Origin of the sequence: Paenibacillus sp. FSL H3-0457, assembly GCF_037981725.1 — a bacterium.
Taxonomy (GTDB): Bacteria; Bacillota; Bacilli; order Paenibacillales; family Paenibacillaceae; genus Paenibacillus; species Paenibacillus amylolyticus.
Window position 1 is genome coordinate 3,950,233 of record NZ_CP150283.1, and the last position, 25,307, is coordinate 3,975,539.

Genomic DNA, 25,307 nt, shown 5'->3' on the forward strand with positions numbered 1-25,307 from the left:
TATACCAAAACGGGGGCTTTTGTCGATTTTGCCAACTGAAGATTCCGTGTTCTGACGAAGGAGTCCTGAATATGGAAAAGACATCAGCAGCATCACCTGTTTACCGCAAGGAACGAAGTAATACCGGATTCTGGCTTGTAGTTCTCGGCGCCGCCTTATGGGGTGTCGACCCACTCTTCCGCATTATTTTGCTAAACACGATGACATCCACGCAGATTGTACTGGTGGAACATATCATCGTCAGTCTTATTGCCATTCCCGTACTGTGGAAATTTCGGGCTGATCTGAAAAACCTGCGTGCTCGCCACTGGATTGCCGTGATTTTTATCTCATGGGGAGGATCAGCACTTGCAACGGTATTGTTCACCATGGCGCTTACACATAACGATCCGAATACGGTACTTTTATTGCAAAAAATGCAACCACTCTTCGCTATCGTGCTGGCTAAACTGTTACTAAAAGAAACGTTACCACGTCGCTTCGGTGGATTGTTCTTCATTGCATTAGCAGGAACGTACCTGCTTACATTTGGCTTCACATTGCCATTAGGTAACTGGGACAACTGGATTCATGCTGGAAGCTTGTTATCCCTTGGGGCCGCTGCCTTATGGGGAGGTTCAACCGTTATGGGCCGATTAATGCTGGGGCAGGCGCGTTATGAAACGGTCACCTCCCTGCGCTTTGTCGTTGCTCTCCCGCTCCTGATCTTTATGACGTGGAACGAAGGTGCTGCATGGACGTTTCCGTCCGGAACGGGTGAACAGACTGCTGTCATCCTCAACATTCTCGGTCAGGCATTGTTACCTGGTTTGCTCAGTCTTCTGTTGTATTACAAAGGTCTGTCGTCAACCAAAGCATCTGTTGCAACACTCGCGGAACTTAGCTTCCCGATGGCGGGTGTGTTGGTGAACTGGATCGCTTTCCGTACACTGATTACCTGGGAGCAGCTGCTTGGTTTTATCCTGATCTGGGTGGCCCTCTTCGCCATTTCCAGACAGCAGGAAAGATCATCCACTGCGGCTGATGCGGCACCGAAGCTGCGTACAGAGTAAGTGGATATATCTGAGGTTCGCATATAAACAAATAGTCAAATACAAAATAAAACCATTGCACATCAATTAGATGAGCAGTGGTTTTTTATTTCCATGACTCGATATTACTCGTTCATTTTCTCAATTAGCAATATGAGCTATTAACCCTTTGCTTTATCTCTATTTCGCAAATGCAAATCCCCCTCTTTTCCCTCCAACCTCATAACGAGTATGCATATCATCGCACTACGTCTCTTCTATCTTTTGTCTTTTGTCTAATCCGGTGGTACGATGACATATGGAATAAACAGATGAAATATATTCAGAGAGGAACGATCATAATGTCTTCATTCTCATATACCTCCTACGACGCCGTAGGTTTGGCTGAACTGATCCGATCCCGGGAAGTATCCCCGGTTGAAATGCTTGAAGCGGCGTTTGCACGCCTTGAAGAAGTGAATCCGCAACTTAATGCGGTTATTCGTACATATGAATCTCGTGCACGGGAGGAAGCCGGTTTGGTTCGACCTGGAGAACAACCTTTTGCCGGTGTTCCCCTGCTCCTGAAAGATATCTCGCAATCCTTGGAAGGTGAATTTCTGACTTCAGGCTCCCGTTTGTTCAGCGAGCATCGTGCATTACGCAATTCCAATTTTGTCACTCGACTCCGTGATGCAGGCTTTATCTTCATAGGACATACCAATACGCCTGAATTTGGTTTGAAAAATATTACCGAGCCCCGTCTTCATGGTCCCACTCGCAATCCATGGAATATCAACCACTCCCCAGGTGGTTCAAGTGGGGGTGCCGCTGCCGCTGTAGCTTCAGGTATTGTTCCTCTTGCCGGAGCCAGTGACGGAGGAGGTTCGATTCGTATCCCGGCTTCCTTTAGCGGATTGTTTGGATTAAAGCCAACCCGCGGGCGCACACCTGTAGGACCGGGAGTTGGTCGTCAATGGCAAGGCGCATCGATTGATTTTGCCCTCTCTCGCTCGGTTCGGGACAGTGCTGCATTGCTTGATACGTTACAAGTCATTCAGCCCGAAGCTGCGTTCCATGCTCCACTCTTTCCAGGCAGTTACTTGGCTGATATGAGCTATCCACATCAACGCAAACTGAAAATTGCATACACAACGGATTCGCCCGTGGGAACACCTGTCAGCGCAGAAGCCAAAGAGTCTGTATACAAGCTCGTTCGCTGGTTGGAAGATCAAGGTCATCATGTTGAAGAAAAACTGAGTCCAGTCAATGGAGTTCGGTTGATGGAGAACTATTACATGATGAACAGCGGTGAGATGGCTGCGATGATCTCTTCCATGGAACGATCCATGGGCCGGGCTCTGACCTCCGATGATATGGAGATTGAATCCTGGGTTCTGGCTGAAGCAGGCAAAAAGGTGTCCGCTGCGGAATTTGTACATAGCTTAGCTGAATGGGATGTAGCTGCAGCCCAGATGTCCACTTTGTTCGAGCGTTATGACTTCTACGTCACACCTGTTAATGCTTTTCCTGCGCCTAAGATTGGTGAATTAACGCCTCATGACGAACAGATCCGTAATCTGATGCGAATTAGTGAATTGGACAAGACCCAGCAGCAGCAACTCATCTATGAAATGTTTGAGCCAAGTCTTACGTATACACCGTTCACCCAGCTTGCAAATCTGACAGGCCAGCCTGCGATAAGTGTACCTCTGCATATGACACCTGAAGGTTTGCCAATGGGCGTTCAAGTGATGGCAACCAAGGGACGCGAAGATTGGTTGCTGCATCTCGCTGGTCAGCTTGAACAATCAGACCTCTGGATCGGAATGAGAGGTAATCCACTGTTCCCAGCATAAAGGCATATAATGTGGTTTGTGTTTAAATTCACCATTGGATGTTCCTGCCTGAGTAGAGTACGGCGCCATAACAGTGCATGAAAGCTTCATCTGCTCCGCATACTGAAAGCAAAAAGTAGCGGAGGAATGTGACGGATGAATACGAATCAGCGCCATAAACAGTCTTATCGTATCCCAGCCAAAACGGGATATGCCCTGAAAGTAAGCAAGGGTTCTTTACTACGCATAACGGATCTGGAGGGACAGCAAGTCATTGATTTTGTGGCATACGATGCTATGGATGCTAACCATCGCTTGGACCCCGGCGTGACAATGGACGTATTGCGTACTTATCGCATTAAACCAGGACAATTTGTGTATTCCAATCAATATCAACCCTTATTCAAGATTGTCCGTGACACCGTTGGGGTACATGATTTCTTTAACTCCGCTTGTCGACCAGAGATGTATGAGGTGTTATACGACAAAAAGGATCATGCCAGTTGTTATCACAACTTGAACACGGCACTAGAACCCTTCGGAATCTTACCGCCGGATCAACACTATCCATTTAACCTGTTTATGAAGTCCGTTGTAGACAGTGAAGGCAAGATTGATGTTGTAGCTCCCGACTCTCGTGCAGGTGATTATATCGAGATGGAGGCATTAATGGATCTCACGATTGGGCTCTCCGCCTGTCCTTGTGAAGAAAGCTCATGCAACGGGTACAACTGCACCCCAATTCAATTGGATGTGGAACTTTAACAGAATAACAAGGCCTTGACGCAGTATGAGATAAAAGTAGTTTGTTCTAATTCACTCCTTGCGGGAATACGATGACTTGTACCCATTTTCTCTGACAACTGGTACAATTCATCGAACCCGTTAAGGAGTGAACGTGTTTATGTCTGTACTGTTCAGTTATATCATTCTGGGAATATCATTGTCCGCTCCAATCGGTCCGATTAACGCCGCCCAACTCGACCGTGGAGCCCGCCACGGATTCATGCATGCTTGGATTCTAGGACTCGGAGCTATGTTTGCAGATTTGGTGTATATGCTGCTGATTTATTTTGGAGTTGCCCATTTTCTGGACACGCCGTTCATGCGCTCTTTTCTCTGGTCATTTGGCAGTTTTATTCTGATTTACACGGGAGTGGAAACGCTCTCGAAGCTAAAGCAAGGCATTCAAGGTACATCTACTGCGGAAGCAACTGTTCGAAAATCTTTTATTTCCGGATTTTTGATGGCCCTGTCCAATCCACTGAATATATTATTTTGGCTGGGGATCTACGGCTCTATTCTCGCGACAACTGTGAAACATACGGATACTGCTCATTTGCTGCTCTACAGTTCAGGCATATTCATTGGTATCCTGGTATGGGATGTCATTATGGCTGGAATGGCCAGTCGATTCCACAAACATAGCAGTGAGAATGTATTGCGCTGGATCTCTATCATTTCGGGAATCTGCCTGATCGGATTTGGTTTGTATTTTGGGTACGAAGCTGTACGTTCCATTTTTTTCTGACAACAAAATCAGGCTGGACAGTCACCCAACTTCCCCCACATTAATACTGTAACGGTATCATGTGGAATGGAGTTGGGAATCAATGGCGGAGCTGTATAGTGCCGACGAAATAAACACCTTGTTTGAGCGTCTTCCATCTTGGCAGCAGGACGCTTATTCGCAATTTGCAGATATGATCGCCGATGAAAATAATACGTATCCGTGTGTACCTGGACGAATGGGATTTCTGTCAGGGCATTTGAGGTACGGCTTTACGTGTGACCCCCGATCTGAACATGCTGCCGAAGATATGGCCGATCTGCTTAGACAATATGGTCCTGTCTCCAGAGACACTGGTCATTACGCTTCGATGGTCGTGATCTGTGAGACGCCAAGTGATCTGAAAGATCATACAACGGTAGAGCAATATCAGACGTTATTCTGGCAAATGCTTAATCGAGTAAGTTCACACGATACCGAGCCGTGGCCGGAACATATTTCAACCGATCCTCATGATTCATCATGGGAGTTTTGCTTTGGTGGAGAGCCTTACTTTTGTTTCTGTGCAACTCCTGCACATGAACTCCGAGCCAGCCGGCATTTTCCTTATCTCATGTTTGCTTTTCAACCACGGTGGGTATTCGAATCCATTAATGACAACACCCCTCTTGGCCGCAAAATGAAAACCTTAATTCGCAAACGTCTCGCTGCGTATGATGCTGTACCTGCTCACCCTTCGCTGATGTGGTATGGTCAGCAGGATAATCTGGAATGGAAACAGTATTTCCTGCCTGATGATGAGCAGACACCTTCCAAATGTCCATTCATGCGGATGAAGCAAGCCCTAGGCAAGTTGACGAAATAATCTTAAAGCACTCATTAATCCGTTGTGCGACCTCCACGAAAGTTGCTGGGAGTTGCTTATGGTTTGGATGGTGCTGACTGCGGTGGTTTCGAGCCACGTACCTTATGAACAACATACGTGATGATGCCAAGGAACACCAGAAGTCCCACACTTGCCAGCAGACCCGTTCTGCTGGCTTTTTCCATCGCTGTCCCAGCCACAGCAGCTACAATTAATACTATGGCAATCCATACTTTGATGCGATTCCACTTCACGGGCTTCATTTTTTTAATGTACGTGATGCAGATGAGCAGCCATGTATACATTAATACCAGACTACCTGCTGTCGTCACATATTCAAACAAACTCTTGGGCATCCATAATGCCATCAACGTAGACAGGACTAATCCAGCCGCTGTGCAACACAATGCCTGAAGTGGCATGTCCTTTTTCCCCCAGGTCTTTGTGAACAGCTTTGGTGCATCTCCATCTTCCGCGAGTTTCACCAACATAGACGTAATGGCATATAACGAAGCCACCATCGTCGAGAATCCGGCTATAATCAGAATTCCGTTGAGTATGTGGACCACAACGGTTAATCCAATGGTGGACATGGCTTTGACAAGCGGACTTTCATCTGGAGTTAACTGAACTGAAGGCACAAGCAACAGGATCAACGCAATTGAAATCACATAGAGTGTACTCACCGTCAATAGCATTACTCGACCTGATTTCACTGCATCTTTTGGTTCTTTCAGGTTAGCTGCCATCAAACCCATAACCTCGATCCCGGCAAAAGCAAAGAATGCATAGATGAAACCGGTCCATACGCCTTTACCTCCATGCGGGAACCATTCATTCTTCAATTGCTCGGGTGTGACTTTTACAGGTAACCAACCCAGACAAGCCGCTCCTGCTATAGCTATAAATGCAACCGTTGCAGCAAGTTTGATTACAGCAAGAATATTCTCCGTTTTGGTTAATCCCTTCGCTCCCAGTGCAGCAATGAACAGACCTATAGCGGCATAGATCGCAACAAATGCCCATAGCGGAAACTTGGGAAACCAGAATTGAGAGAACAGCCCAAGTGCCGTTAATGAGCTGCCCATGATGAGCATTTCAGAGAACCAGTACATCCATCCACTACCAAAACCAGCCCAAGGTCCGAATGCTTCGCCCGCATACGTTCGAAAAGCGCCTTCCTTTGGATCATCTGCCGTCATCTGTGCCAGCGCACCAAATACAAAGTAAGTACCTGCCGCCGCCAGCACCAACAATATAAGTACGGATATGCCGGCCCAATGAATCGCTAGACTGGTTCCCAGAAAAAATCCCGTTCCCAGTGTGCAACCCGCGCCAAACAAGGATAGGCTGACCCAACTTAGTTTTTCGTCGTCGTTTTTACGGTGTTGCTGACTTTTCATGAAGTTCCTCCTTCTGCCTTATCCCCTTACGATTTACAGGTCATGGAGGTTTTATGTCTGTATTACCAAAAAGAATTATTATTAGTTTACATAATAATTAATATGTTTTTCGGATGTATTGACTTGTAATTATTTGTTGTCTCCGTTATATGGAAAACTTCTTATTATACAAATCAAAAAAAGAAAAACCTTCCACATGTAAATATTGTGAGAGGTTTTTCCATTGGGTATATCTAATCAAACTCGCATCAATAATTAATTTTGTGTTGCTTCGTACAGACGATGTAAAATGGTTGCTGCTTCAGCACGTGTCACAAAATCTTTCGGACGAAGGTATCCGTTATTCGCAGTAATAATGTCCATATTAGTCAGTGTGTAAAACGCTTCTGCCTTAAAATCTTGAGAATCACCATCATAATAGTATTCTCCTTCATCCTGATCAATGTAAATCACCGGATAGTTAACCGAGAAATTATCATAGTAACTTGCAGGACGAACTTTAATATCCTTATAGTTTGAAGCTGCAGAAACTACATCTTCAATTTCTGGGTGAAGGGTCTGATCGGTGAAATTAGTTCTAATAGAAGAGATCATCATAATATCCCAGCGAGTTAAAGGTTTATCAGGTTTAATAGAAAATTTATAGTCTGGGTATTGCCCATCTAAACCTTCAAAAAAACTCCACACGTAATCTCCATTGAATATAGCTGCAAAATCTTTGTTTGCCCAATGTTTACGTGCATCTACAAACTCTGAGGATTTTCCATCTGAATAATTAATTTCTGGGAAAAGCTTATGAAACATATGTACAAACTCTGCTTTGGTTATCGTGTTGCCTGGCTTGAAACTTCCATCCTTATAACCGCTAATAACGCCTTTTTTGACCATCAAATCAATAGATTCAGCAGCCCATTCATATTTTTTGCCCTGCACATCAGAAAATGTATTTGCCGCAAATGAGGATTGGGAAAAAAACAATGATACAACGATCAGTGGCATTATTAGCCACTTCTTTTTTAACATTAATCTTCACTCTCCTGTCTTATGTAGATCAATCTACTCATATTTATATCGGCCTTTCAAGAGCACATCATTAGAACACGACCAGATTATTCCGATAATCCACTGCATCTTTATCCCTAAAAAAAGTGGTTGACTTCAATCGCTTAGAATGGTTTCCCTTTTAAACTTGGGGTGTGTCAATGTGGCTGTATGAGCGATAGTAACTAAGGTGAGAAAATGATCTTTCTATTGTGAATTTTTCATATGTTGAAATATTATAAATTAAGTCTTTATTTCTATTATCTCGAACGCGGACTGCCCATTTTTCGTATTTTCTCAATATCTTCGTCGTTTTTTATAAATTTAGTCGCTTATAAGAAGGGATATTTCCTGGGATTTTTCCTCTTTCATCCTTTGTCACCCGTTTTGAACTAAGCTGACGTATAGACATTATTCCCTAAATTTTTTTGCAGCCCCTGATCCGAAAGTTGTTGTGAATTTTTCATATGTTGAAAATATTTTATGTTGGTCATAAAAAAGCCGCCATATGGCGGCTTCGCTAATATTTCTGATTTAAGTCCGGCCAGTCCAATCTGCTCCGGCGATTTCTTTCCATCGTGCTCTAATTTCATCATACAATTCCTGTGGGAGTTGCCCTTTAGCCACAAGATCAGCATTTTGCTGCCAGCGATTGGGCTTGGCTGTTCCTACAATAGCTGTGTCTACACCTTCGGTACTTAGTGTAAAACGCAGTGCTGTTTCCACCGCTACCTGGGCATCTTCACCCAGAAAACCATAGTTCAGTTCACTTAAGCGCTTCCAGTATATAAATGGATAAGCCTCTTCTGAAAGTGTATCATACGTCCAGGCCGCATTGGCAATTGGTCTTTTGGCGATGACACCCATGTTTCTTTTTCTTGCCTCAGGCAACGTAAGATCAATTGCTTCCTGATCTGCGATATTTAATGAAGTCTCCAGGCTGTCAAATACTCCGGTCTGAATCGCATATAGCGCATCTGTTGTATCCCCACTGTATCCGATAAATCTGGTTTTTCCTGCTTCCTTGGTACGCTGTAGTACTTCGATCACTGCTCCTTGTCGGAGTACTTCTTCGGAGCAGCTATGCAAATGGATAACATCCACATAGTCCGTTTTCAGCCGTTTCAGACTACGGTCAATCGTTTGCTCCAGTACTTTGGCATCCCAATCCGGGCCTTCGATCCCGGCAGCATGTCCACATTTGGTGAACAAATAGTAGTCATCACGCCGATATGACAACACCTCGCCGATTAATTCCTCGCTGTCACCGTAACATTCAGCCGTGTCTATCACGTTTAATCCAGCATCCAGGGCACTATTCAGCAATGTCGCTACATCCGTTTTGGATACATTTTTGCCTATTTCCGCTCCGCCAAATCCAAGTGTACTTACGTTCATGCCAGTATTACCGTACTTGCGCGTTTCCATGGTTATCTTCCTCCAAGTTCAGTGAATTGGGTACAGATAAATAGAAATACTGATTAACTTTCCCTATGTTATTACCCATGAGTGGGTTATGCCACCCACTTTTCCAAAATGTAACCAACTTCATTTATTTAAAATCCATAAATGGACATTCCACCGTCAACCAATAACGTCTGACCCGTTATGTATCCCGCTGCATCTGATGCCAGGAATACAACCGGCCCTACCACTTCTTCCAGTTCTCCCACTCGCTGAAGCGGTGTACGGCTTACAATTTCCTGCAAATACTGCGGATCATCCAGCAGTTTTTCAGTCAGAGGTGTTCGGAAATACCATGGCCCTACTGAATTGACACGGATTCCATACTTGCCCCATTCCAGTGCGAGCACTTTGGTCATATGAATTAAAGCAGCTTTGGTTGCACCATATACAACCCCTGTCCGTAAAGCCGTGTGACCGCCTACCGAAGAGATGTTAATGATCTTCCCAGTCCCACGTTCTTTCATATGCAGACCCGCCAATTGCGAAGCGAAGAAAGCCGATTTTAAGTTTGTCTGCATGATGGTCTCCCACTGTTCGTCCGTTACTTCAAGTGCTGGTGTCCGTATGTTCATACCTGCGTTATTCACCAGAATGTCCAGACTACCCATCTCCGAGATTGCCTCTTGAAACGTCTCTTCCATTTGTTCTTTTGATGTCACATCCGCAGTCAGAGCGAGCGCTTTACGCCCTGTCTGTTCATAGATGTAGGCTGCTGTCTCCTCAATTTCTTTCATCGTTCGGGATACAAGTACAACGTCACTGCCTGACTGGGCAAGTCCAATCGCAATTGCTTTTCCGATCCCTCTCCCTGCACCTGTCACCAGTGCTGTCTGTCCATCGAGATGGAATGTGGGTACGTTCATGTCACTCACTCCTTCATCAGATTCTTTATTTCAGCATTCAAGCAGAATGCTGTATATGTAGGTAAACCCCGATAGGAATCAGGTTACAAAATACTGGCTTGGATTACCCAGTTCCGGATGGAACTTCTCTCGAAAGCGTCCTCCCGTATATTCCCCTATAATTTTTCGCCAGAACGCCTGCGCAATAACATTGTTCCGAACCTGAGTTACTTTCCATCTGCCAGGAAAACGTTTAAACAATTCATAGGCTGCCCGAGTGCCCACCCCACTGCGCCGATATTTTTGCATCACAAAAAACTCAGTCAAATAGTAGTCATTATCCTTACTACCAGGCTCCAATTTCTCCACCAGAGCAAACCCTGCAGGTGCCCCATCACTTGTAATCAAAAAAGGAAACTTGCGGTCCTCTTCTGCCCAGAATGCCTCCAGACCGGGATATTCCGGAAAAATGCCGTTACTGTCCACATCAATATTCAGGTATTTGGTAAAATCATATAGATAAAATTGCATTAAATGCCGAATCACCTGACTGCGGTCCCGGGGAACCAGTTCTATTTTCATATTCATCCGGTTCACCTCCTCTGCTCTACGTATACTAATTACTTTAAAGGTTTACGCGCCGAAGGGCAAGGAAGCATACCCTACTTACTGCCTGCTTTGGTGAACAAGCTGTGAGCATGTAAATTATGGTACACTAGAGCATAGAATACTATTAAATTGAATATTAATCTTATATGTTTTTCACATGGAGGTGTCGAACTTGACCAACGTGCAAAAAGAGATTGATCGACGCAAGCTGGATGACAAACTACCTTCCATGCCTTGGTTCGTTCAGCAATTCATGGACTACAAGCTGCCTGACCTGTCCCCCTCTACCCTGCTCGAATATCTGAGAGATTACGAAGCTTTCTTCGGATGGTTGCGAGCAGAGGGGCTATCCGAGGCAAGCTCTAATAAAGAAGTTACCTTGACTGAACTGGAAGTCCTTCGCATGGATTCGGTTACCGCCTATCGGTTATTTCTTACAACCAAACGGGAAGGAACCAATTCCAGAATTACCGTATCTCGCAAGCTCTCTTCCCTTCGCTCCCTTTTTCATTACCTGAGCCAGATTGCGGAAGATGAAGACTTTTATCCTTTGCTGAAGCGGAACATTATGGCCAAAATCGAGATCAAGCGTACCCATAAACCCAAGGACACCGCTGCCAAACTCAAAGGTAAAATTCTGGAGGAAGAGGAGCTGCTGGAATTCATCGGCTATATTCTTGAAGGTTACGCTGTCGATATGGAGAAGAATAAGCAGGCCCTATACTCCCATGAAATCAACAAAGAACGGGACGCCTGTATTGCCAGCCTGATTCTGAATTCCGGCTTACGGGTGTCGGAGGTCGTGAACCTGAACGTCGATGACCTTGATCTGAACAACAAACTCCTGTATGTCTATCGCAAAGGTAACAATGATGAGACGTACAAAACTCCCGTTTATTTCAGGGAACAGGCCAAGGACGAACTCGCAACTTATATGAACCTGCGGCAATCACGTTACCGCACGCCCAAGCGGGAGAAAGGTCTGTTCATTGCTTTGCGTAACGGAGATTCTGAAGGCAGTCGAATGACCAAAAGAGCGATCCAGGCTATGATCATGAAATACGCCAAACGTTTTGGCAAACCTTATCTAACCGTGCACAAATTACGCCACTCATTCGCAACCGACTATTATTTGCAAAATGATATTTACAAAACGAAGGAGCAGCTTGGACACGCTTCTACGGAAACGACCGAGATCTATGCTCACCTTACCGACAAAACGATGTCCGAAGCCATCGAACGCCGTACTGACGACGGGATGTAACATCCCGAACATAATAAAAGCAGCAAACCACATCAAGGATTTCGATCCGAGAAAGGTCTGCTGCATTTTTTTGTTTTTTTGCATCATTCAAGGAGAAGAGCACAAGCAGAAATAATTTGGTTTACATAATAAAAATTACGTTATATTCAAAGGGGATCAATCACGCTCTCTGTACATTCAATCATATCCAGCGATCATAATATCCCACTTTTGACGTTTCTACCATTAGACTTCACCATTCTGCCTACACTCGCTCTCAACCATCGCTAGCAACGCTTTGGCTATATCCTCCGTTTCATGAACCGAGTACCATGTTATATCTCTGCTTACGGTACTCCGCTCTATAAACTGCTCTGAAGGTAACCATGAGATTATACCCACTACCCCTTTAAGTTGATTAACCAAGGTCAGATCTTTCTCTTCTCGAACCATCACAAATTTGGGATAAGAAGCATCCTTGAATCCTTCAACAACAATCCAATCATAATCCGATAGATAGCTCAGCATATCCTCCAGCTTGGTTGCCTGTCGCTCCATAATCGCAGTACGTTTCTCTGACATGATAACCACCGCCGAAGCCCCAGACTCTCCAAATCGATAAGAATCCGTTCCTTCTTGATCCATCTCAAAATGATCATGACCATCATGCTTAATTGCTGCTACTTTAAGTCCCATAGAAGAAAAGTGCCCGATCAGCGCGGCTGTCAGGGTTGTCTTGCCTGTGTTTTTGTATCCAACAATCTGTATGATATGTGGCTTTGTATCACTCATTGTAGTCATCCACCACTACCTCACATGACCTGAGGGCAGTTTGAGAATACGTACCTGCTCACCCGCAGGAATGCCTTTTTTCTCAGGTGGAACAACAATCAGGCAATCACTGTCCTTAATGGTGATCATCACGCTGGATTCATCTACACGGGCGGCAGCCGGTATTGCGTACACCATGCCGTTGCGGATCTCCGTGCGTCCACGGACGAACCGTGTGAAATTATTAACTTTGGTGTACTCTTCTTCCAAGATCGCAGTCCATTCTTCCATATAAGGATGAGCATCCGCCTGCATGGAACGTATGGTTGGACGAACAAACAAACCAAAACCTACAAAACAGGCCCCCGGGTTACCCGAAAGTGCAAAAAGCAATTTATCTTTATATATAGCAGCTGTGGTCACACTGCCTGGTCGCATCGTCACTTTGTTAAACAACATCTCCACATGTTCTTCCAGCACAAGTTCGCCCATAATATCATAATCCCCGACGGATACACCGCCTGTGGTCACCACGATATCATTATCTTGAATGGCTTCTTCCAGTTTGGCCCTTGCCGTATTCACATCGTCTGCAATAGAACCGTACATCACAGGCTCTCCACCTGCTTCAACAACCAGAGAGCGCAGCATGTAACTGTTGCTGTTCCGAATCCGACCTGGTTGTAATGGCTCATCTACATCAAGCAATTCCGTGCCGGTTGCGAATATCGCCACCTTTGGACGTTGAAATACAGGAACTTCTGCTATGCCAAAAGTAGCTAACACGGACTGCTCTCCTGCCCTGATGATCGTTCCTGCTTCGAGCAGTTGCTGTCCCTCTTGGACTTCCAGTCCGATTGGGGTGATATTAGCACCCGACAATATGTGCCGTTTCAATGCAATCCACTGTTCTCCATTCTCTACCTTGCTCTCGGTCATCTCCATCATAACTACCGCATCCGCACCTTCCGGAACCTGTGCACCCGTCATGATGCGAGCCGTCGTACCTGAAACAATGGTGTGATCCGAGGTGTAGCCGCAAGGAATTTCATCAATGACTCGAAACCAAACTTGATGATCACTCGATGCATCTATGGTATCTGTACTGATAATCGCGAATCCATCCATACCCGATCTCCTGAAGAATGGATACGGATGGGGGGCCTGAATCGTCTCTGCAAGTGTGCGGCCATGAGCAGATTCAAGGTGAACTTTCTCTATGGAGCCTACAGTAACTCTTGCAGCTATTTTGGCCTGGGCATCCGGTACCTGTACAGCTGTACGATTGAATTTGGCAGTTGTCATATCATGTGAATGTGAGTTCATTTTCAAAAGTATTCTTACCTCCTAAAGACTATCATCTTTTAAGAAAGTGTAGCCCGAATACTGTAAGATAACAAGTACATCACTTATTGAATGCTGTGACAAAATCTTATTTCTTACAGGTGTAACATTCCTTGACCTATGTTCAACATGAAAGGCATCTTGTCTGCCCATAATATAAGTGACAAAGGGAGGCGATGATCATGAGTAATCGATGTGAATTATGCGGAAGAGAACCTGTGAATACGACCGTTCATCATCTGACACCGAAAGAAATGGGCGGAACATTTCTGCCAACGGCCAACCTGTGTATCCCCTGTCACAAACAGATTCATTCGCTATACACCAATCGCGACATTGTAACCCTTGGTCTCACTGATCTGCAATCCTTGAGACAGGATGAACGAATGATTCCATTTATCCGCTGGATTCGCAAACAGCCTGCTACAACGATTCCCCGTGTACGTAAATCCAATCATGTTCGCAAATTGTAAACCAAAAAGAACAGCTCCAAGGTAAATGCGCGGATAGAGATAAATCCGTCATACCTTTTCCTGTTCTTTTTGGATTGAACTATATGTTGGGCAGCCAAGCTTATAATTAAATCATTATCTTCGCCTCTTAATTCGGCCGCCGCCCACTCTGGTTTTTGGTTTTTTGTAGGATTTCTTAGGTGAATCAAACAACCCACCACTACTCTTGTTGCGATCAATGGTTCCCTTGCTCTGATCCTTGTTACGGTTGAATAATCCTCCGCCAGATCCCACGCTTGAATCTTTATCGCTTCCGCGCCTTGTAATCGTACCTTTCCGATCAACAGTAATAGGTGGAGCAAGCTTCTTGTCATTACTTGTTGGTGCACGATAAGATCCTGCACTCGGTTTATACGTATCTTTATTGGTATATCCTCGATAGTTGCCATAACCTCGCCCGCCAAAAGAATCGAACAGATTACCAATTAATGTAGCGGTGAGGTAACCTTGTAAAAAAGATGAATCGTAGTTCTGACGAACATATTCCTTGGAGTCCACCTCAACCAAAGTATCCTCCGGTTTGTTCGGGTCTTGTTGCAGGTGATAATACTCGTCCTGATACACGAGAAACATACGCTCTGTGTTCTCTGCCGAGATCTGATCCGGTTGCCTTTGGTCAGACAATTCCTGAGCCACTTCCGGAACGGTACGGTCCGAGGCCCGGTACACATAGGACGTTGAGTTACCACTGCCACTAACCGATTCAAGCGGATATGTGTCCTGAACAGAAGGTGCTGCTCCGCACGCGGACAACAGAGACATGACAAGGCTGAGGACCAGCATTAATTTTAATCCATGTGCCAAGCGTTTTTTCATTGGAACCTCTCCTAGCTCGAACGAATCACTTTGATATCCGCAGGAAGAATGGACTCACCCTCATACAGTGTAAATCTTCTGTCTTGCCACTCCACGCGAAGAAGCATATTATCATCCGACTGATACTGCCATACCAATTGTTCTCCAGCCTGGCCATATGGAGTTCTACCTGCCGTTGATACCATGCCTCCATACTCTTCCTCCAGATGATATGCGCGTCCATCCAGGTCCAGCAATGTAGGCACCTCATCAGGCGCATCAAGCCTGCCATCAATTGGTGTATATAGGGCGTAACGTGTGAGTTCCCGTTCTTCGATATGCAAATATCGAAATGCGGTACCATCCTGCAGCGTGAGCACAACTGCATTTCGAGCGCGATTTTGTACCCGACCAACAACTTCATAAGTGACCAGAGAAACCTCACAGATATCACCAGGTGCAAGCTGAAGCATCGTTTTCTCTGCCTGCGGTGGTTCAGGTTTCGTTAGTATTCCTTTAATTCGTTTCCATACACTCATGAGAATTACTCCTGTTCCTTATCTTATAAACAAGCTGCAATAATCAGTGCGCCCACGATATGTAAAGCGCCAGAGAACAAACCGTATCCTGTCTTCCCTTGCTGAATTCCCGTATCCAGATCCAGATTGGCCCATTTGCGAATCATAAAGTGTACAACACTCTCCAGAATCAACAAAATGATAAAGGATACAACGGAGACCAGCAGTGCTTCTCCCAGGTGACCGGCCGTAGAAATGGACGTAGCGAGTACATACCCTTGTGCAAATAATTTCATAACCATACGTGTAGTAACGGCCATATTGCCAGCCTTAACTTCAGCAAAATCCTTATATTTCGTGAACAGTGAATCAACATACATCAGGACAAACAGCAAAACCGAACCAGATCCGGTCCAGACCAGCATCGCCAAAATGTTCAAATCCATTTACACAGCCCCCACTTATCAACATGAACCGCATTTAAAAGCGAAGGAGAAATACTCTTCTCCTCCGCTGGTTAACCTTGCTGACAACCAAGGTATTAGTTCTTATTATCGTACTGTTTCATCAATGCTGCGAGTTCGTCTTCAACAGCCTGATCTTTACCCAACTTCTCGAACTCTTCATCCAAAGATTTTCCTTTGGAAGACATTTCGTTACTTGCTTCAGCCTGTGCTTCCATCTGCATCATTTTCTCTTCCATACGCTTCATACCAGCACTTGCAGTATCAGAGCCAAACCCATTCAACGCTTTGTTGATTTCCGTTTGGGCTTTTGCTGCATTGTAACGGGCTACCAGTGTTTCACGTTTGTTCTTCATTTGAGTCAACTGCTTACGCATTTCGTCAAGCTTGCCACGCAGGTTATCTGCAGAAGCCTTGTTTTGGTCATAGCTGGTTTTGTACTCAGCCATCTTCTCTTCAGCAGCCTTTTTCTCTTCCAGGGCACGTCGAGCCAGATCCAGATTCTGAGCACGTGCCGCCGTATGCGCCTGCTCTTCACGTTTCTTCACAAGAGCTTCCTGCTCTTCGAATAACTGCTTGAATTTCTTCTCAATGGCGATCTGTTGAGCTACTGCTTTCTCCGCATCTTCCAGATCCTCTTGCATGTCACGGATATATTGGTCCGTCATCTTGATTGGATCTTCCGCCTTGTCAATAATGGCGTTGATGTTAGACATGGTTAGATCACGCAAACGTTTGAAAATGGACATTATGTTATTCCTCCTAGTCGATATTACATCGTATATAAACATACATACGTAACAATCTACAACTCGTTTCAATTTTAGCAAATAAAATCAAAACATTGAATGGTTCTTATGTCAGGAAGATCGTTTATCTTTGTTCAGATGATCCTCCATCAACCTCTCTGCAGTCTGCACGATTTCGTCGATCTGCATCCGCGTGATGGAATCAAAATGGATACCCATGATCACCGTAACGGTTACTTTCAGCTGCAAGGCAGCCTTTCGGGCAAGCCGCTCACACAGCTCTTGTTCTTTATGCCCAGGAATATGTACTGTCGTCCCGCTTACGCGCTCATGATCCACGTAGAACGTGGCTACGGCGCCAATATGCGCCTTTCCTCCGGTAACGAGAAAAACCTTATCTTCTCCTGCTTCAATCACCTGTAAACGTATGGATTTCAAATCATATGTACTCATACCCATCCACCTATCCTTTTCTATATGTTATATATGGAGGAATTATGGCTGTCATGAGCTAAATCGGCAATGAAACTTCTCACACTGCGCATATTTTATGGAGCCCCCGGGCATACCAAGGAGAACGTCATTTTGGAAAAGGAGGCCGTTATTATGCGCGTACGCCTCATTATGCTAATGGTTATCGTTATTTTTCTCGGAGGATATCATGCTCCAGTTTCATCGCGGGATGTTTCAAGCCCGCCAAGTGAATCCGTATCAGGTTTGGATTCTGCGGAAGAAGAACAACTGACATTGGGACAATTACGTCAAAAATATGCCGATACGTTTAAAACCAATGGTCCTTCAACCAAGAAGGTTGCACTGACTTTTGATGATGTACCTGATCCACGGTTTACTCCACAAGTACTGGATGTATTGAAGAAGTACAATGTCAGAGCTACATTCTTCATCGTGGGTAGTCGTGCTGAGAAACATCCGGATCTGGTGAAACGCATTGTTAAGGAAGGGCATATGGTTGGTAATCACAGCTACAATCATCCTGAATTCAGTAAGCTGTCGATGAATGCCTTTCGCAAACAAATTTTACATACCGGGGATATTATTCAACGTTTGGCGGGTTATACGCCCAAGATGATTCGGCCACCTTATGGAGACATTAATGAAGAACAGCTGAGATGGGCTGCCAAACAACACTATAGCATTGTGAACTGGAACGTAGACTCCCTGGACTGGAAAGGCCTTTCAAAGGAACAGGTGAAAGATAACATCCTGTCTGCCGTGAAACCTGGCTCCATCGTTCTGCAACATGCTGGAGGCGGTGTAGGGTCAAACCTGAACGGCACGATTAAGGCTTTGCCTGAAATTATTGAGGAACTACGTAATCGGGGATATGAACTGGTCACCTTGGACGAAATGCTGGGATTGCCAAAGGCCAAAGATTAGGATGACCGTGATAACAAATAATGAGAATATTAAAAGGGTGCTGTTCAATCGCGAATTAGCGACTGGCAGACACCCTGTTTGAATTCATTTTAAATGTTATTTTCTCTCTACTTCAGAATGTACAGCTCGATATCCTGAAATCCAAATGTGCTTACGGACTGTTTGCTACCCGGGATGAAGATATCAATCCGGTGACCCTTGATTGCACCGCCCACATCACGTGCTGTGGCTACAAAAGCTTGTTTTGGCAATCCTGGATGGCTGTGACCAGTTACCAGTACTTTGGTTCCGAGTGGAATTACACTTGGATCAACTGCAATTGTGCCCAGTTCAAGGTCATTTCCGAAATAATCGACTGCACCCCATCCTCCATTTTCAGACGGATCTGCAGAGTATGCCGTTGCTTTTACGTTCACAGCTTTGCTGTAATCGAATGTCTTACCCCAGGCTTGAACCACTTTGTTATCTGCGTTAACGTCCAAACTTGCTGTGGTAACCGTTTTGGCTGGGGTCTTGCTCTCCGTTGCCGCAGCGGCTGCAACATTGTTTGCCTTACCGGGAATCGTAATTTTCAAACCACCATAAATGTTGTAAGCCGAAATGTCGTTGTTTGCTTTAACCAACGTGTTGAGTGCTACTCCATATTGTTTTGATAAGGTGTAGAAGGTATCCCCTTCTTTGGCCACATGAACTGAATCGGCGTGAGCCGGAACGGCTTGAATGAGCATTGCTGTTGTCATTAATGCTACTGCTGTTTTGGCTATACGTTTCTTGTTAATCATGGTCTTCCTCCCTCATTATGCCTGCGAAGTTAGTTGTCGGATTCGGATGAGGAGCCACCCTATAGGTTCTTCGTTACATTTGAAACGTTATGTACCCCTAATTCACCCCAAGCAGTGTGCTGTAGATCTTCCCCCTGCACAATCTGCATCGTTACATCCCCCGCACTCCCTGTCCGGAAGTTTCGGCAGAGTTCAATATATCACAATTTTGTAACCTGAACTTGTAGTAATTCTTACCAAATGGTTTTTAGCATGTAAGCATTTGTAAGAATACTGGTTAATTCAGAAAATTTTGTTGACCCGATTCCTTTATATTTGGTAACAGAATAGTTACTTTTCCGAATGCTTACGCGATTATTATCCATAAAAAATAGCGTTACCGACTCGAAGTCAGTAACGCTATTTAATCACATCGTTTAGAGTACTTTGGCAAGAAAATCACGTGTACGTGAATTTTTTGGAGCTCCAAACACCTCATCAGGTGTTCCCTCTTCCACAATAACCCCGCCATCCATGAACAGGATTCGGTCTCCCACTTCACGTGCAAAACCCATCTCATGGGTTACGATGACCATTGTCATCCCGCCTTCTGCAAGACGTTTCATGACATCCAACACTTCACCGACCATTTCGGGGTCCAGTGCCGACGTAGGCTCGTCAAACAGCATCACATGCGGCTGCATGGCCAATGCTCTAGCAATGGCGATCCGCTGCTTCTGTCCACCAGACAGCTGATTCGGGAATGTATCTTTTTTATCGTACAAGCCCACGGTGTTAAGCAGATCAGCGGCGATTTTCTCCGCTTCCTGAGTGGATTGTTTCTTCACTTTAATTGGAGCAATCGTAATGTTTTGCTCTACCGTTTTGTGTGGGAACAGGTTGAAGTGCTGGAACACCATGCCCATTTTCTCACGAGTTGCGTTAATGTTATGCTTGGGGTCCGTGATTGACACGCCTTCAAAATCAATCTCTCCTGAGGTAGGCTGTTCCAGCAGATTCAGACAACGCAAGAAAGTACTTTTACCTGAACCGGAAGGACCGATGACCACGACAACCTCACCTTTGCCAATCGTCACGTTAATGCCCTTAAGCACATCGTTATTTCCATAAGATTTGTGTAATTGTCTAACGTCTATCACTTGCACTCAACTTCCTTTCCAGTCGTCCCAGCAGCTTGGACAAAATGAACGTCATTACAAAGTAGATGGCTGCTGCAATCAAAAATGGACTCAAGCCTTGGTACGTAATGTTCTTGACTACACTTGCCTGATACATAATATCCACCATACCGATAACTGAGATAATGGAGGATTCTTTGATGATAGTTATGAATTCATTACCGATCGCTGGTAATACAGCTTTGAAGGCTTGTGGCAATATGATATAACGCATCGCGGCGCCTCTTCCCATACCTAATGAACGCGCTGCCTCCAACTGACCACGATCCACACCTTGGATACCTGCACGGAAAATCTCCGCCAGATAGGCACCACTATTGATTGAAAGTGTAATGATACCTGCCTGAAGTGCAGTGAAGTTAATGCCAAAGCTCAGGGAAAAACCATAGTAAATAATCATCAACTGTACCAACATCGGTGTGCCACGGATCACTTCAACGTAAGCCGTACCGATCCAGCGCAAGATTGCAGCGTCATGCAAACGGAACAAACAGATGATCAATCCAATAATTACCCCGAAGATAACCCCAAGTGCAGACAACAGAAGTGTGTATCCTACACCTGTAGCATAGAAACTTTTGTACTCCCAGAATACTTGGAAAATATTTTGTGATTTGTTCGCTTTATCCGCCATCAAGAGGCTGGCGTCCGTCACCATCTGATTGATTTTATCTTCACTTTTCAGTCGCTCCAGTGTTCCATTTACTGCAGCTAGCAGCTCGGTATTACCTTTACGAATCCCGATTGCCGCTTCTGCTTGCTCTTCGTCTGGAACAGCAGCAGCAAGCCCAATGATATCGTCCAGATAACCTGCAGCAACGGTATCTTCAACGATTGCCGCGTCAATGCGTTTTGTTTGCAGTTGAAGCACGATATCCGAGATTTTATCCAGCGCAGTAAGCTTCGCTCCTGGAATACTCTGTCCGATCGTTTCCTGAATGGAGCCTTTCTGCACGCCAATCTTCGCATTTTCAAGTTCTGCCATGTTTGGATATTTGTCTTTATCCACATTGCGAACCATAATCACTTGTTTTGATTTATAATAAGTGTCGGAAAAATCGATACTTTTCTTCCGTTCATCCGTCGGCGTCATACCTGAAACCACCAGATCAACACGCCCGCTCTGCAATGAAGGCAGAAGACCGTCGAAGCCCATATCCTCAATCACAAGCTCAGCGCCAAGATCTTTGGCAATCTCTTTGGCGATCTCAATATCGAAGCCAACGATTTCATCTTTGCCATTAATCACTTTATGGAATTCATATGGTGCAAAATCGGCACTTGTACCGAGCACCAGCTTTTTACTGCTTGAATTATCTGTAGTTCCACTTGCAAGTGCCACAGGAACGGCAGTCGTCAGCAGAATAACAAAGGTCAACAGCATCATGGTGTAACGACTTATTAATTTCAACCTTTTTCTCTCCCCTTACAATACTTTGTATGCTTCTCATGTTGATGACTGAGTCATTATAAAGTACAATGCATGATTATGCAATGCATTTTGACATTACAAATCTTGACTTGTTTCTGAAAAAATGAAGCAAACATGATATAATCAATGAATTATTTTCATTTTTGCATAAGGAGTTTACTAATGACAGCTAACAAATCACAAATTCTGACGGTTATTGATCAATATGCTTCCCGTTTTAAAGCCATTTCATCATATATCGGTGCCAACCCCGAACTGGGAAATGAAGAGTATCTCGCTTCTGCCCGTTTGAAAGAAGAACTGCTCTTCCACGGTTTCACTGTAGAGGCTCCAATCCTAAGTCTGGAGACAGCCTTTATCGGAACCTATTCAGCCGCCAAACCCGGCCCTACCATTGCTTTATTGTGCGAATATGACGCCTTGCCGGAGATCGGTCACGCTTGTGGTCACCATCTGATCTGTATGATGAGTCTTGGGGCCGCTGTTGGGCTAAAATCTATTCTGGATGAAGTAGGTGGAACCATTAAAGTGTTTGGTACCCCCGCTGAAGAGACACGTGGTGCCAAAGTTCCGATGGCTGAAGCAGGTTTGTTCGATGACTGTGACGTCGCTCTCATGGCGCATCCATATTATGCCTACGAAAAGTCAGGCAGCTCGCTGGCTATTGATGCTGTGCAATTTGAATTCCATGGCCGATCTTCACATGCTGCTGCAAGTCCGCACGAAGGCATTAATGCTCTTGATGCCGTCATTCAAACGTTCAACGGAATCAATGCATTCCGGCAACAAGTGAAAAGCACCGTTCGGATTCATGGTGTGATCAACAACGGAGGTCAGGCAGCCAATATCATTCCTGACTATGCTTCTGCGCAATTTTATGTACGGGCAGCAACTCGTAAAGAACTGAATATCCTCACAGAACGTGTGATTCAGATCGCTGAAGGTTCTGCTCTCCAGACAGGATGCAAGCTGGTGACATCCAACTATGAAACGTCCTATGACGAGATGGTTACCAATGAAGCATTCTCAGCTGCGTTTAGTCAAAATCTGATGGAACTTGGGATCCCGCAAGAAGAGATTGTGAGTGGTAATGATCACGGCTCTATGGACATCGGTAACGTTTCCCTGAAATGTCCTGCAATTCATCCCTACATTCGTGTTGTAGACGAGGTGCATACACTGCACTCCATAGCCTTCCGTGACCTTGCACTTCAGGAGCGTGCGCTGGATGGCATGATTCTGGGAGCCAAGGCACTTGCAACAACAGCCTATGACGTACTGAGCCAGCCAGAGCTGCTTCAAACCATCCGCACGGAGTTCGAGCAAGCTATTCGCTAAAATTTACTTTCAACATGTTATATAGGGGTGCCCTGAACAATCTTGAATTCCAAGTTGTTCAGGGCACCCTTTTTTCTAAATTAGCTGTAAGTATATTCAGCACAAAGCTGGAAATGCTGTGAAAGAAACCTTTGAAAACGATGAAAATAATACATTTTATTACAGTAAATGTGATTCGTTTGCTGGCTAACTTGGTTAATTATAACTATAAGTGCGTGTTCAAAAGACCGGTTTTCAGTACCGAGAAGATGGGATGAAGCGGTCTTTTGAACAACCTCTATAACTCATCCTATATTCAGGAGGTGCTGTCATGCTGCTCGAAGCCATGTATCATGTTCCTCGTGACAAATGGGCTTATGCTTATAATTCGTCTACCATACATCTGCGCGTACGAACCAAACGTAATGATGTGCACTACGTGACTGCACTGACCGGAGATAAGTACGATTGGAACGGAACATACAAGGAAATTCAATTGGAGAAGGCTGCTTCTGATAACATGTTTGATTATTGGGAGGCTGCCGTCAAGCCACAATTCAAACGTCTCACTTATATATTTCGGATAACTGCCGGTTCAGAAGATGTTTTTCTTGCGGATAACGGAATTCATTATGAGACCCCCTATCCAACTGGAGGATATTATGAGTTCTCGTATATACATGAAATTGATGTGTTTAAGGTGCCCGAGTGGGCCAAAGAAGCCGTCTTTTATCAGATCATGACGGAACGGTTTGCTAATGGAGATCCTAAGCTGAATCCAAAAGAAACGCATGACTGGGGTGGCAAACCTGAGTTGGACAATTATTTTGGTGGAGATCTGCAAGGTGTGCTGGATCATCTGTATGACTTAACTGAACTTGGCGTGAACGCCATTTACTTTACCCCGTTATTCCAGGCCAATTCCTACCACAAATACGACACGATTGATTATAAAAAAGTCGACCCCCATTTCGGTGATAATGCCTTGCTTAAACAATTGACAGAAGAATGTCATCGCCTGGGTATACGTGTCATGCTTGACGCGGTGTTTAACCATTGCAGCGAAGACTTCCCTCCTTTTCAAGACGTTCTCCAGAATGGAAAAAACTCTAAGTATGCCGATTGGTTCCACATCAATGAATATCCGGTTCAGATCAAGGATGGTATACCAACCTACGATACATTTGGGTTCTATGGCAACATGCCCAAGTTCAATACAGCCAACCCTGAGGTTAAGGCATATCTACTTGATGTAGCTGAGTACTGGATCAAGGAAATTAAGCTGGATGGGTGGCGTCTGGATGTAGCAAATGAGGTGGACAACCACTTCTGGCGTGATTTTCGCAAGGTCGTTAAGGCAGCGAACCCTGAAGCCTATATTGTTGGTGAAGTATGGAGCGACTCCTTGACCTGGCTTATGGGAGATCAATTCGATTCCGTCATGAATTATCCATTTGCCGACAAAGTGCTTCAGTTCTTCTGTGGTTCAATGGATGGTTATAACTTTGCCAACGAGATGGGTTCACTGATTATGCGCTATCCGCAACAAACCAACGAAGTGATCTTTAATATGCTGTGCAGCCACGATACCCCACGACTGCTCACCCGGTTAGGAGAAGACAAACGCCGTTTAAAGTTGTCGGTTGTATTTCTTTTCACCTATATCGGTACACCTTGTATCTTCTACGGCGACGAAGTTGGGATTAGTGGTGATGCTGACCCGGATTGTCGAAAATGTATGGAATGGGACCCGGCCAAGCAAGACAGAGAATTGTATGATTTCTATCGTCTGATGATTGATTTACGCAAAAGCAATGAAGCCCTGCGCAAAGGACGCTTCCGATTCCTCAAGGCTGATCACAATGATCCCTGTATCGTCTACGAGCGTGTGGATGACAACCTTCACTTTACCGTGTGGATGAACAATACACCTCAAGATCGAACGCTCTCTCATCCTATGGAAACAAAAGACTGGAAAGACGCATTAACTGAAGAGCCTGTGTTTCCAACCGATGGAATGATGAATATTAAGCTTGACCCCTATGGGTACCGCATTTTGTATAGACAGCTTGATCCGACAACCATCCAACACTGCTGAGGTTTAAATTCTGAACAGTCATATAAAAGAAAAGAAAAACACTTCCACCGTCTCAGATGATACTTCATTCTGAACTTTGGAAGTGTTTTGTTTATTTGATTAAAAAAGCCACAGCAAAAAT

25 protein-coding genes and 1 riboswitch are annotated in these 25,307 nt (G+C 44.8%); of the genes, 10 read left to right on the forward strand and 15 right to left on the reverse strand.

The genetic code is table 11. The annotated features are described in order from the left end of the window. Positions 1–71: 71 nt before the first annotated feature. The 5 genes from MHH25_RS17450 (at position 72) to MHH25_RS17470 (ending at position 5,223) form a co-directional block, all read left to right on the forward strand. Positions 72–1,052, forward strand: coding sequence for a DMT family transporter (locus tag MHH25_RS17450; protein ID WP_047843351.1), 981 nt, complete (start codon positions 72–74; stop codon positions 1,050–1,052). 320 nt (positions 1,053–1,372) lie between these two features. Continuing rightward, positions 1,373–2,869 carry an amidase gene (locus tag MHH25_RS17455; RefSeq protein WP_047843352.1) on the forward strand — a complete coding sequence of 499 codons (1,497 nt, stop codon included), beginning with the start codon at positions 1,373–1,375 and terminating at the stop codon, positions 2,867–2,869. A gap of 135 nt (positions 2,870–3,004) precedes the next feature. Continuing rightward, a complete protein-coding gene (locus MHH25_RS17460; RefSeq protein WP_340017666.1) occupies positions 3,005–3,613 on the forward strand; it encodes an urea carboxylase-associated family protein in 609 nt (202 codons plus the stop codon). A gap of 139 nt (positions 3,614–3,752) precedes the next feature. Continuing rightward, positions 3,753–4,379, forward strand: a complete 627-nt coding sequence (locus MHH25_RS17465; protein ID WP_017688112.1) for a LysE family translocator — start codon at positions 3,753–3,755, stop codon at positions 4,377–4,379. Between the two features lie 82 nt (positions 4,380–4,461). Beyond that, entirely contained in the window at positions 4,462–5,223 is a 762-nt protein-coding gene (locus tag MHH25_RS17470) for a YqcI/YcgG family protein (protein ID WP_047843355.1), read from the forward strand. A gap of 56 nt (positions 5,224–5,279) precedes the next feature. On the opposite strand, the gene MHH25_RS17475 is transcribed toward MHH25_RS17470, so the two are convergent. The 5 genes from MHH25_RS17475 to MHH25_RS17495 form a co-directional block, all read right to left on the reverse strand. Then, positions 5,280–6,626 (reverse strand): amino acid permease, encoded by a 1,347-nt coding sequence (locus tag MHH25_RS17475; RefSeq protein WP_340017667.1) that lies wholly within the window; start codon positions 6,624–6,626, stop codon positions 5,280–5,282. 255 nt (positions 6,627–6,881) lie between these two features. After that, complete coding sequence (locus MHH25_RS17480; protein WP_036613706.1) at positions 6,882–7,649, reverse strand: S-layer homology domain-containing protein; 768 nt, start codon at positions 7,647–7,649, stop codon at positions 6,882–6,884. Between the two features lie 552 nt (positions 7,650–8,201). After that, positions 8,202–9,095: an aldo/keto reductase gene (locus tag MHH25_RS17485; RefSeq protein WP_340017668.1), complete on the reverse strand. Its 894-nt coding sequence runs from the start codon at positions 9,093–9,095 to the stop codon at positions 8,202–8,204. A gap of 128 nt (positions 9,096–9,223) precedes the next feature. Further along, positions 9,224–9,997, reverse strand: coding sequence for a glucose 1-dehydrogenase (locus MHH25_RS17490; protein ID WP_076328548.1), 774 nt, complete (start codon positions 9,995–9,997; stop codon positions 9,224–9,226). Positions 9,998–10,075: 78 nt separating this feature from the next. After that, the gene (locus tag MHH25_RS17495; RefSeq protein WP_076328547.1) at positions 10,076–10,564 is read right to left on the reverse strand and encodes a GNAT family N-acetyltransferase; all 489 of its coding nucleotides are present in this window, start codon (positions 10,562–10,564) and stop codon (positions 10,076–10,078) included. Between the two features lie 178 nt (positions 10,565–10,742). On the opposite strand from MHH25_RS17495, the gene xerS reads away from it, so the two are divergent. After that, entirely contained in the window at positions 10,743–11,849 is a 1,107-nt protein-coding gene (gene xerS / locus MHH25_RS17500) for a tyrosine recombinase XerS (protein WP_076250271.1), read from the forward strand. 225 nt (positions 11,850–12,074) lie between these two features. On the opposite strand, the gene mobB is transcribed toward xerS, so the two are convergent. Both mobB and glp read right to left on the reverse strand, forming a co-directional pair. Continuing rightward, complete coding sequence (gene mobB / locus MHH25_RS17505; RefSeq protein ID WP_076317636.1) at positions 12,075–12,620, reverse strand: molybdopterin-guanine dinucleotide biosynthesis protein B; 546 nt, start codon at positions 12,618–12,620, stop codon at positions 12,075–12,077. Positions 12,621–12,635: 15 nt separating this feature from the next. Then, positions 12,636–13,925 carry a gephyrin-like molybdotransferase Glp gene (gene glp, locus MHH25_RS17510; protein WP_076250628.1) on the reverse strand — a complete coding sequence of 430 codons (1,290 nt, stop codon included), beginning with the start codon at positions 13,923–13,925 and terminating at the stop codon, positions 12,636–12,638. Positions 13,926–14,125: 200 nt separating this feature from the next. On the opposite strand from glp, the gene MHH25_RS17515 reads away from it, so the two are divergent. Then, the gene (locus tag MHH25_RS17515; protein ID WP_101313674.1) at positions 14,126–14,416 is read left to right on the forward strand and encodes an HNH endonuclease; all 291 of its coding nucleotides are present in this window, start codon (positions 14,126–14,128) and stop codon (positions 14,414–14,416) included. Positions 14,417–14,530: 114 nt separating this feature from the next. On the opposite strand, the gene MHH25_RS17520 is transcribed toward MHH25_RS17515, so the two are convergent. From MHH25_RS17520 to MHH25_RS17540, 5 genes are all read right to left on the reverse strand, one after another. After that, entirely contained in the window at positions 14,531–15,271 is a 741-nt protein-coding gene (locus MHH25_RS17520) for a DUF4247 domain-containing protein (protein ID WP_076317634.1), read from the reverse strand. An 11-nt stretch (positions 15,272–15,282) separates the two neighbouring features. Continuing rightward, positions 15,283–15,789, reverse strand: a complete 507-nt coding sequence (locus tag MHH25_RS17525; RefSeq protein ID WP_076317633.1) for a DUF4178 domain-containing protein — start codon at positions 15,787–15,789, stop codon at positions 15,283–15,285. A gap of 23 nt (positions 15,790–15,812) precedes the next feature. Then, the gene (locus MHH25_RS17530) at positions 15,813–16,214 is read right to left on the reverse strand and encodes a DUF350 domain-containing protein (RefSeq protein WP_036613690.1); all 402 of its coding nucleotides are present in this window, start codon (positions 16,212–16,214) and stop codon (positions 15,813–15,815) included. Between the two features lie 95 nt (positions 16,215–16,309). Beyond that, the gene (locus tag MHH25_RS17535; protein ID WP_076210133.1) at positions 16,310–16,981 is read right to left on the reverse strand and encodes a PspA/IM30 family protein; all 672 of its coding nucleotides are present in this window, start codon (positions 16,979–16,981) and stop codon (positions 16,310–16,312) included. Between the two features lie 111 nt (positions 16,982–17,092). Continuing rightward, complete coding sequence (locus MHH25_RS17540; protein ID WP_051447323.1) at positions 17,093–17,434, reverse strand: hypothetical protein; 342 nt, start codon at positions 17,432–17,434, stop codon at positions 17,093–17,095. A gap of 153 nt (positions 17,435–17,587) precedes the next feature. Here MHH25_RS17540 and MHH25_RS17545 point away from each other — a divergent pair, with 153 nt between their 5' ends. After that, positions 17,588–18,379 (forward strand): polysaccharide deacetylase family protein, encoded by a 792-nt coding sequence (locus tag MHH25_RS17545; RefSeq protein ID WP_076317632.1) that lies wholly within the window; start codon positions 17,588–17,590, stop codon positions 18,377–18,379. A gap of 107 nt (positions 18,380–18,486) precedes the next feature. On the opposite strand, the gene MHH25_RS17550 is transcribed toward MHH25_RS17545, so the two are convergent. The 3 genes from MHH25_RS17550 to MHH25_RS17560 all read right to left on the reverse strand — a co-directional run bounded on the left by MHH25_RS17550 (position 18,487) and on the right by MHH25_RS17560 (position 21,750). Next, positions 18,487–19,161 carry a 3D domain-containing protein gene (locus MHH25_RS17550; RefSeq protein WP_076317631.1) on the reverse strand — a complete coding sequence of 225 codons (675 nt, stop codon included), beginning with the start codon at positions 19,159–19,161 and terminating at the stop codon, positions 18,487–18,489. Between the two features lie 2 nt (positions 19,162–19,163). Further along, a riboswitch (cyclic di-AMP (ydaO/yuaA leader) is annotated at positions 19,164–19,359 on the reverse strand. Between the two features lie 218 nt (positions 19,360–19,577). Further along, positions 19,578–20,300, reverse strand: a complete 723-nt coding sequence (locus MHH25_RS17555) for an amino acid ABC transporter ATP-binding protein (protein ID WP_036613682.1) — start codon at positions 20,298–20,300, stop codon at positions 19,578–19,580. Further along, positions 20,287–21,750: an ABC transporter substrate-binding protein/permease gene (locus MHH25_RS17560; RefSeq protein WP_083669604.1), complete on the reverse strand. Its 1,464-nt coding sequence runs from the start codon at positions 21,748–21,750 to the stop codon at positions 20,287–20,289. Before MHH25_RS17560 ends, MHH25_RS17555 begins: the two co-directional genes overlap by 14 nt. A 183-nt stretch (positions 21,751–21,933) precedes the next feature. Here MHH25_RS17560 and MHH25_RS17565 point away from each other — a divergent pair, with 183 nt between their 5' ends. Next, complete coding sequence (locus MHH25_RS17565) at positions 21,934–23,109, forward strand: M20 family metallopeptidase (RefSeq protein WP_076317630.1); 1,176 nt, start codon at positions 21,934–21,936, stop codon at positions 23,107–23,109. Positions 23,110–23,419: 310 nt separating this feature from the next. After that, positions 23,420–25,186, forward strand: coding sequence for an alpha-glycosidase (locus tag MHH25_RS17570; RefSeq protein WP_340017669.1), 1,767 nt, complete (start codon positions 23,420–23,422; stop codon positions 25,184–25,186). Positions 25,187–25,307 lie beyond the last annotated feature (121 nt).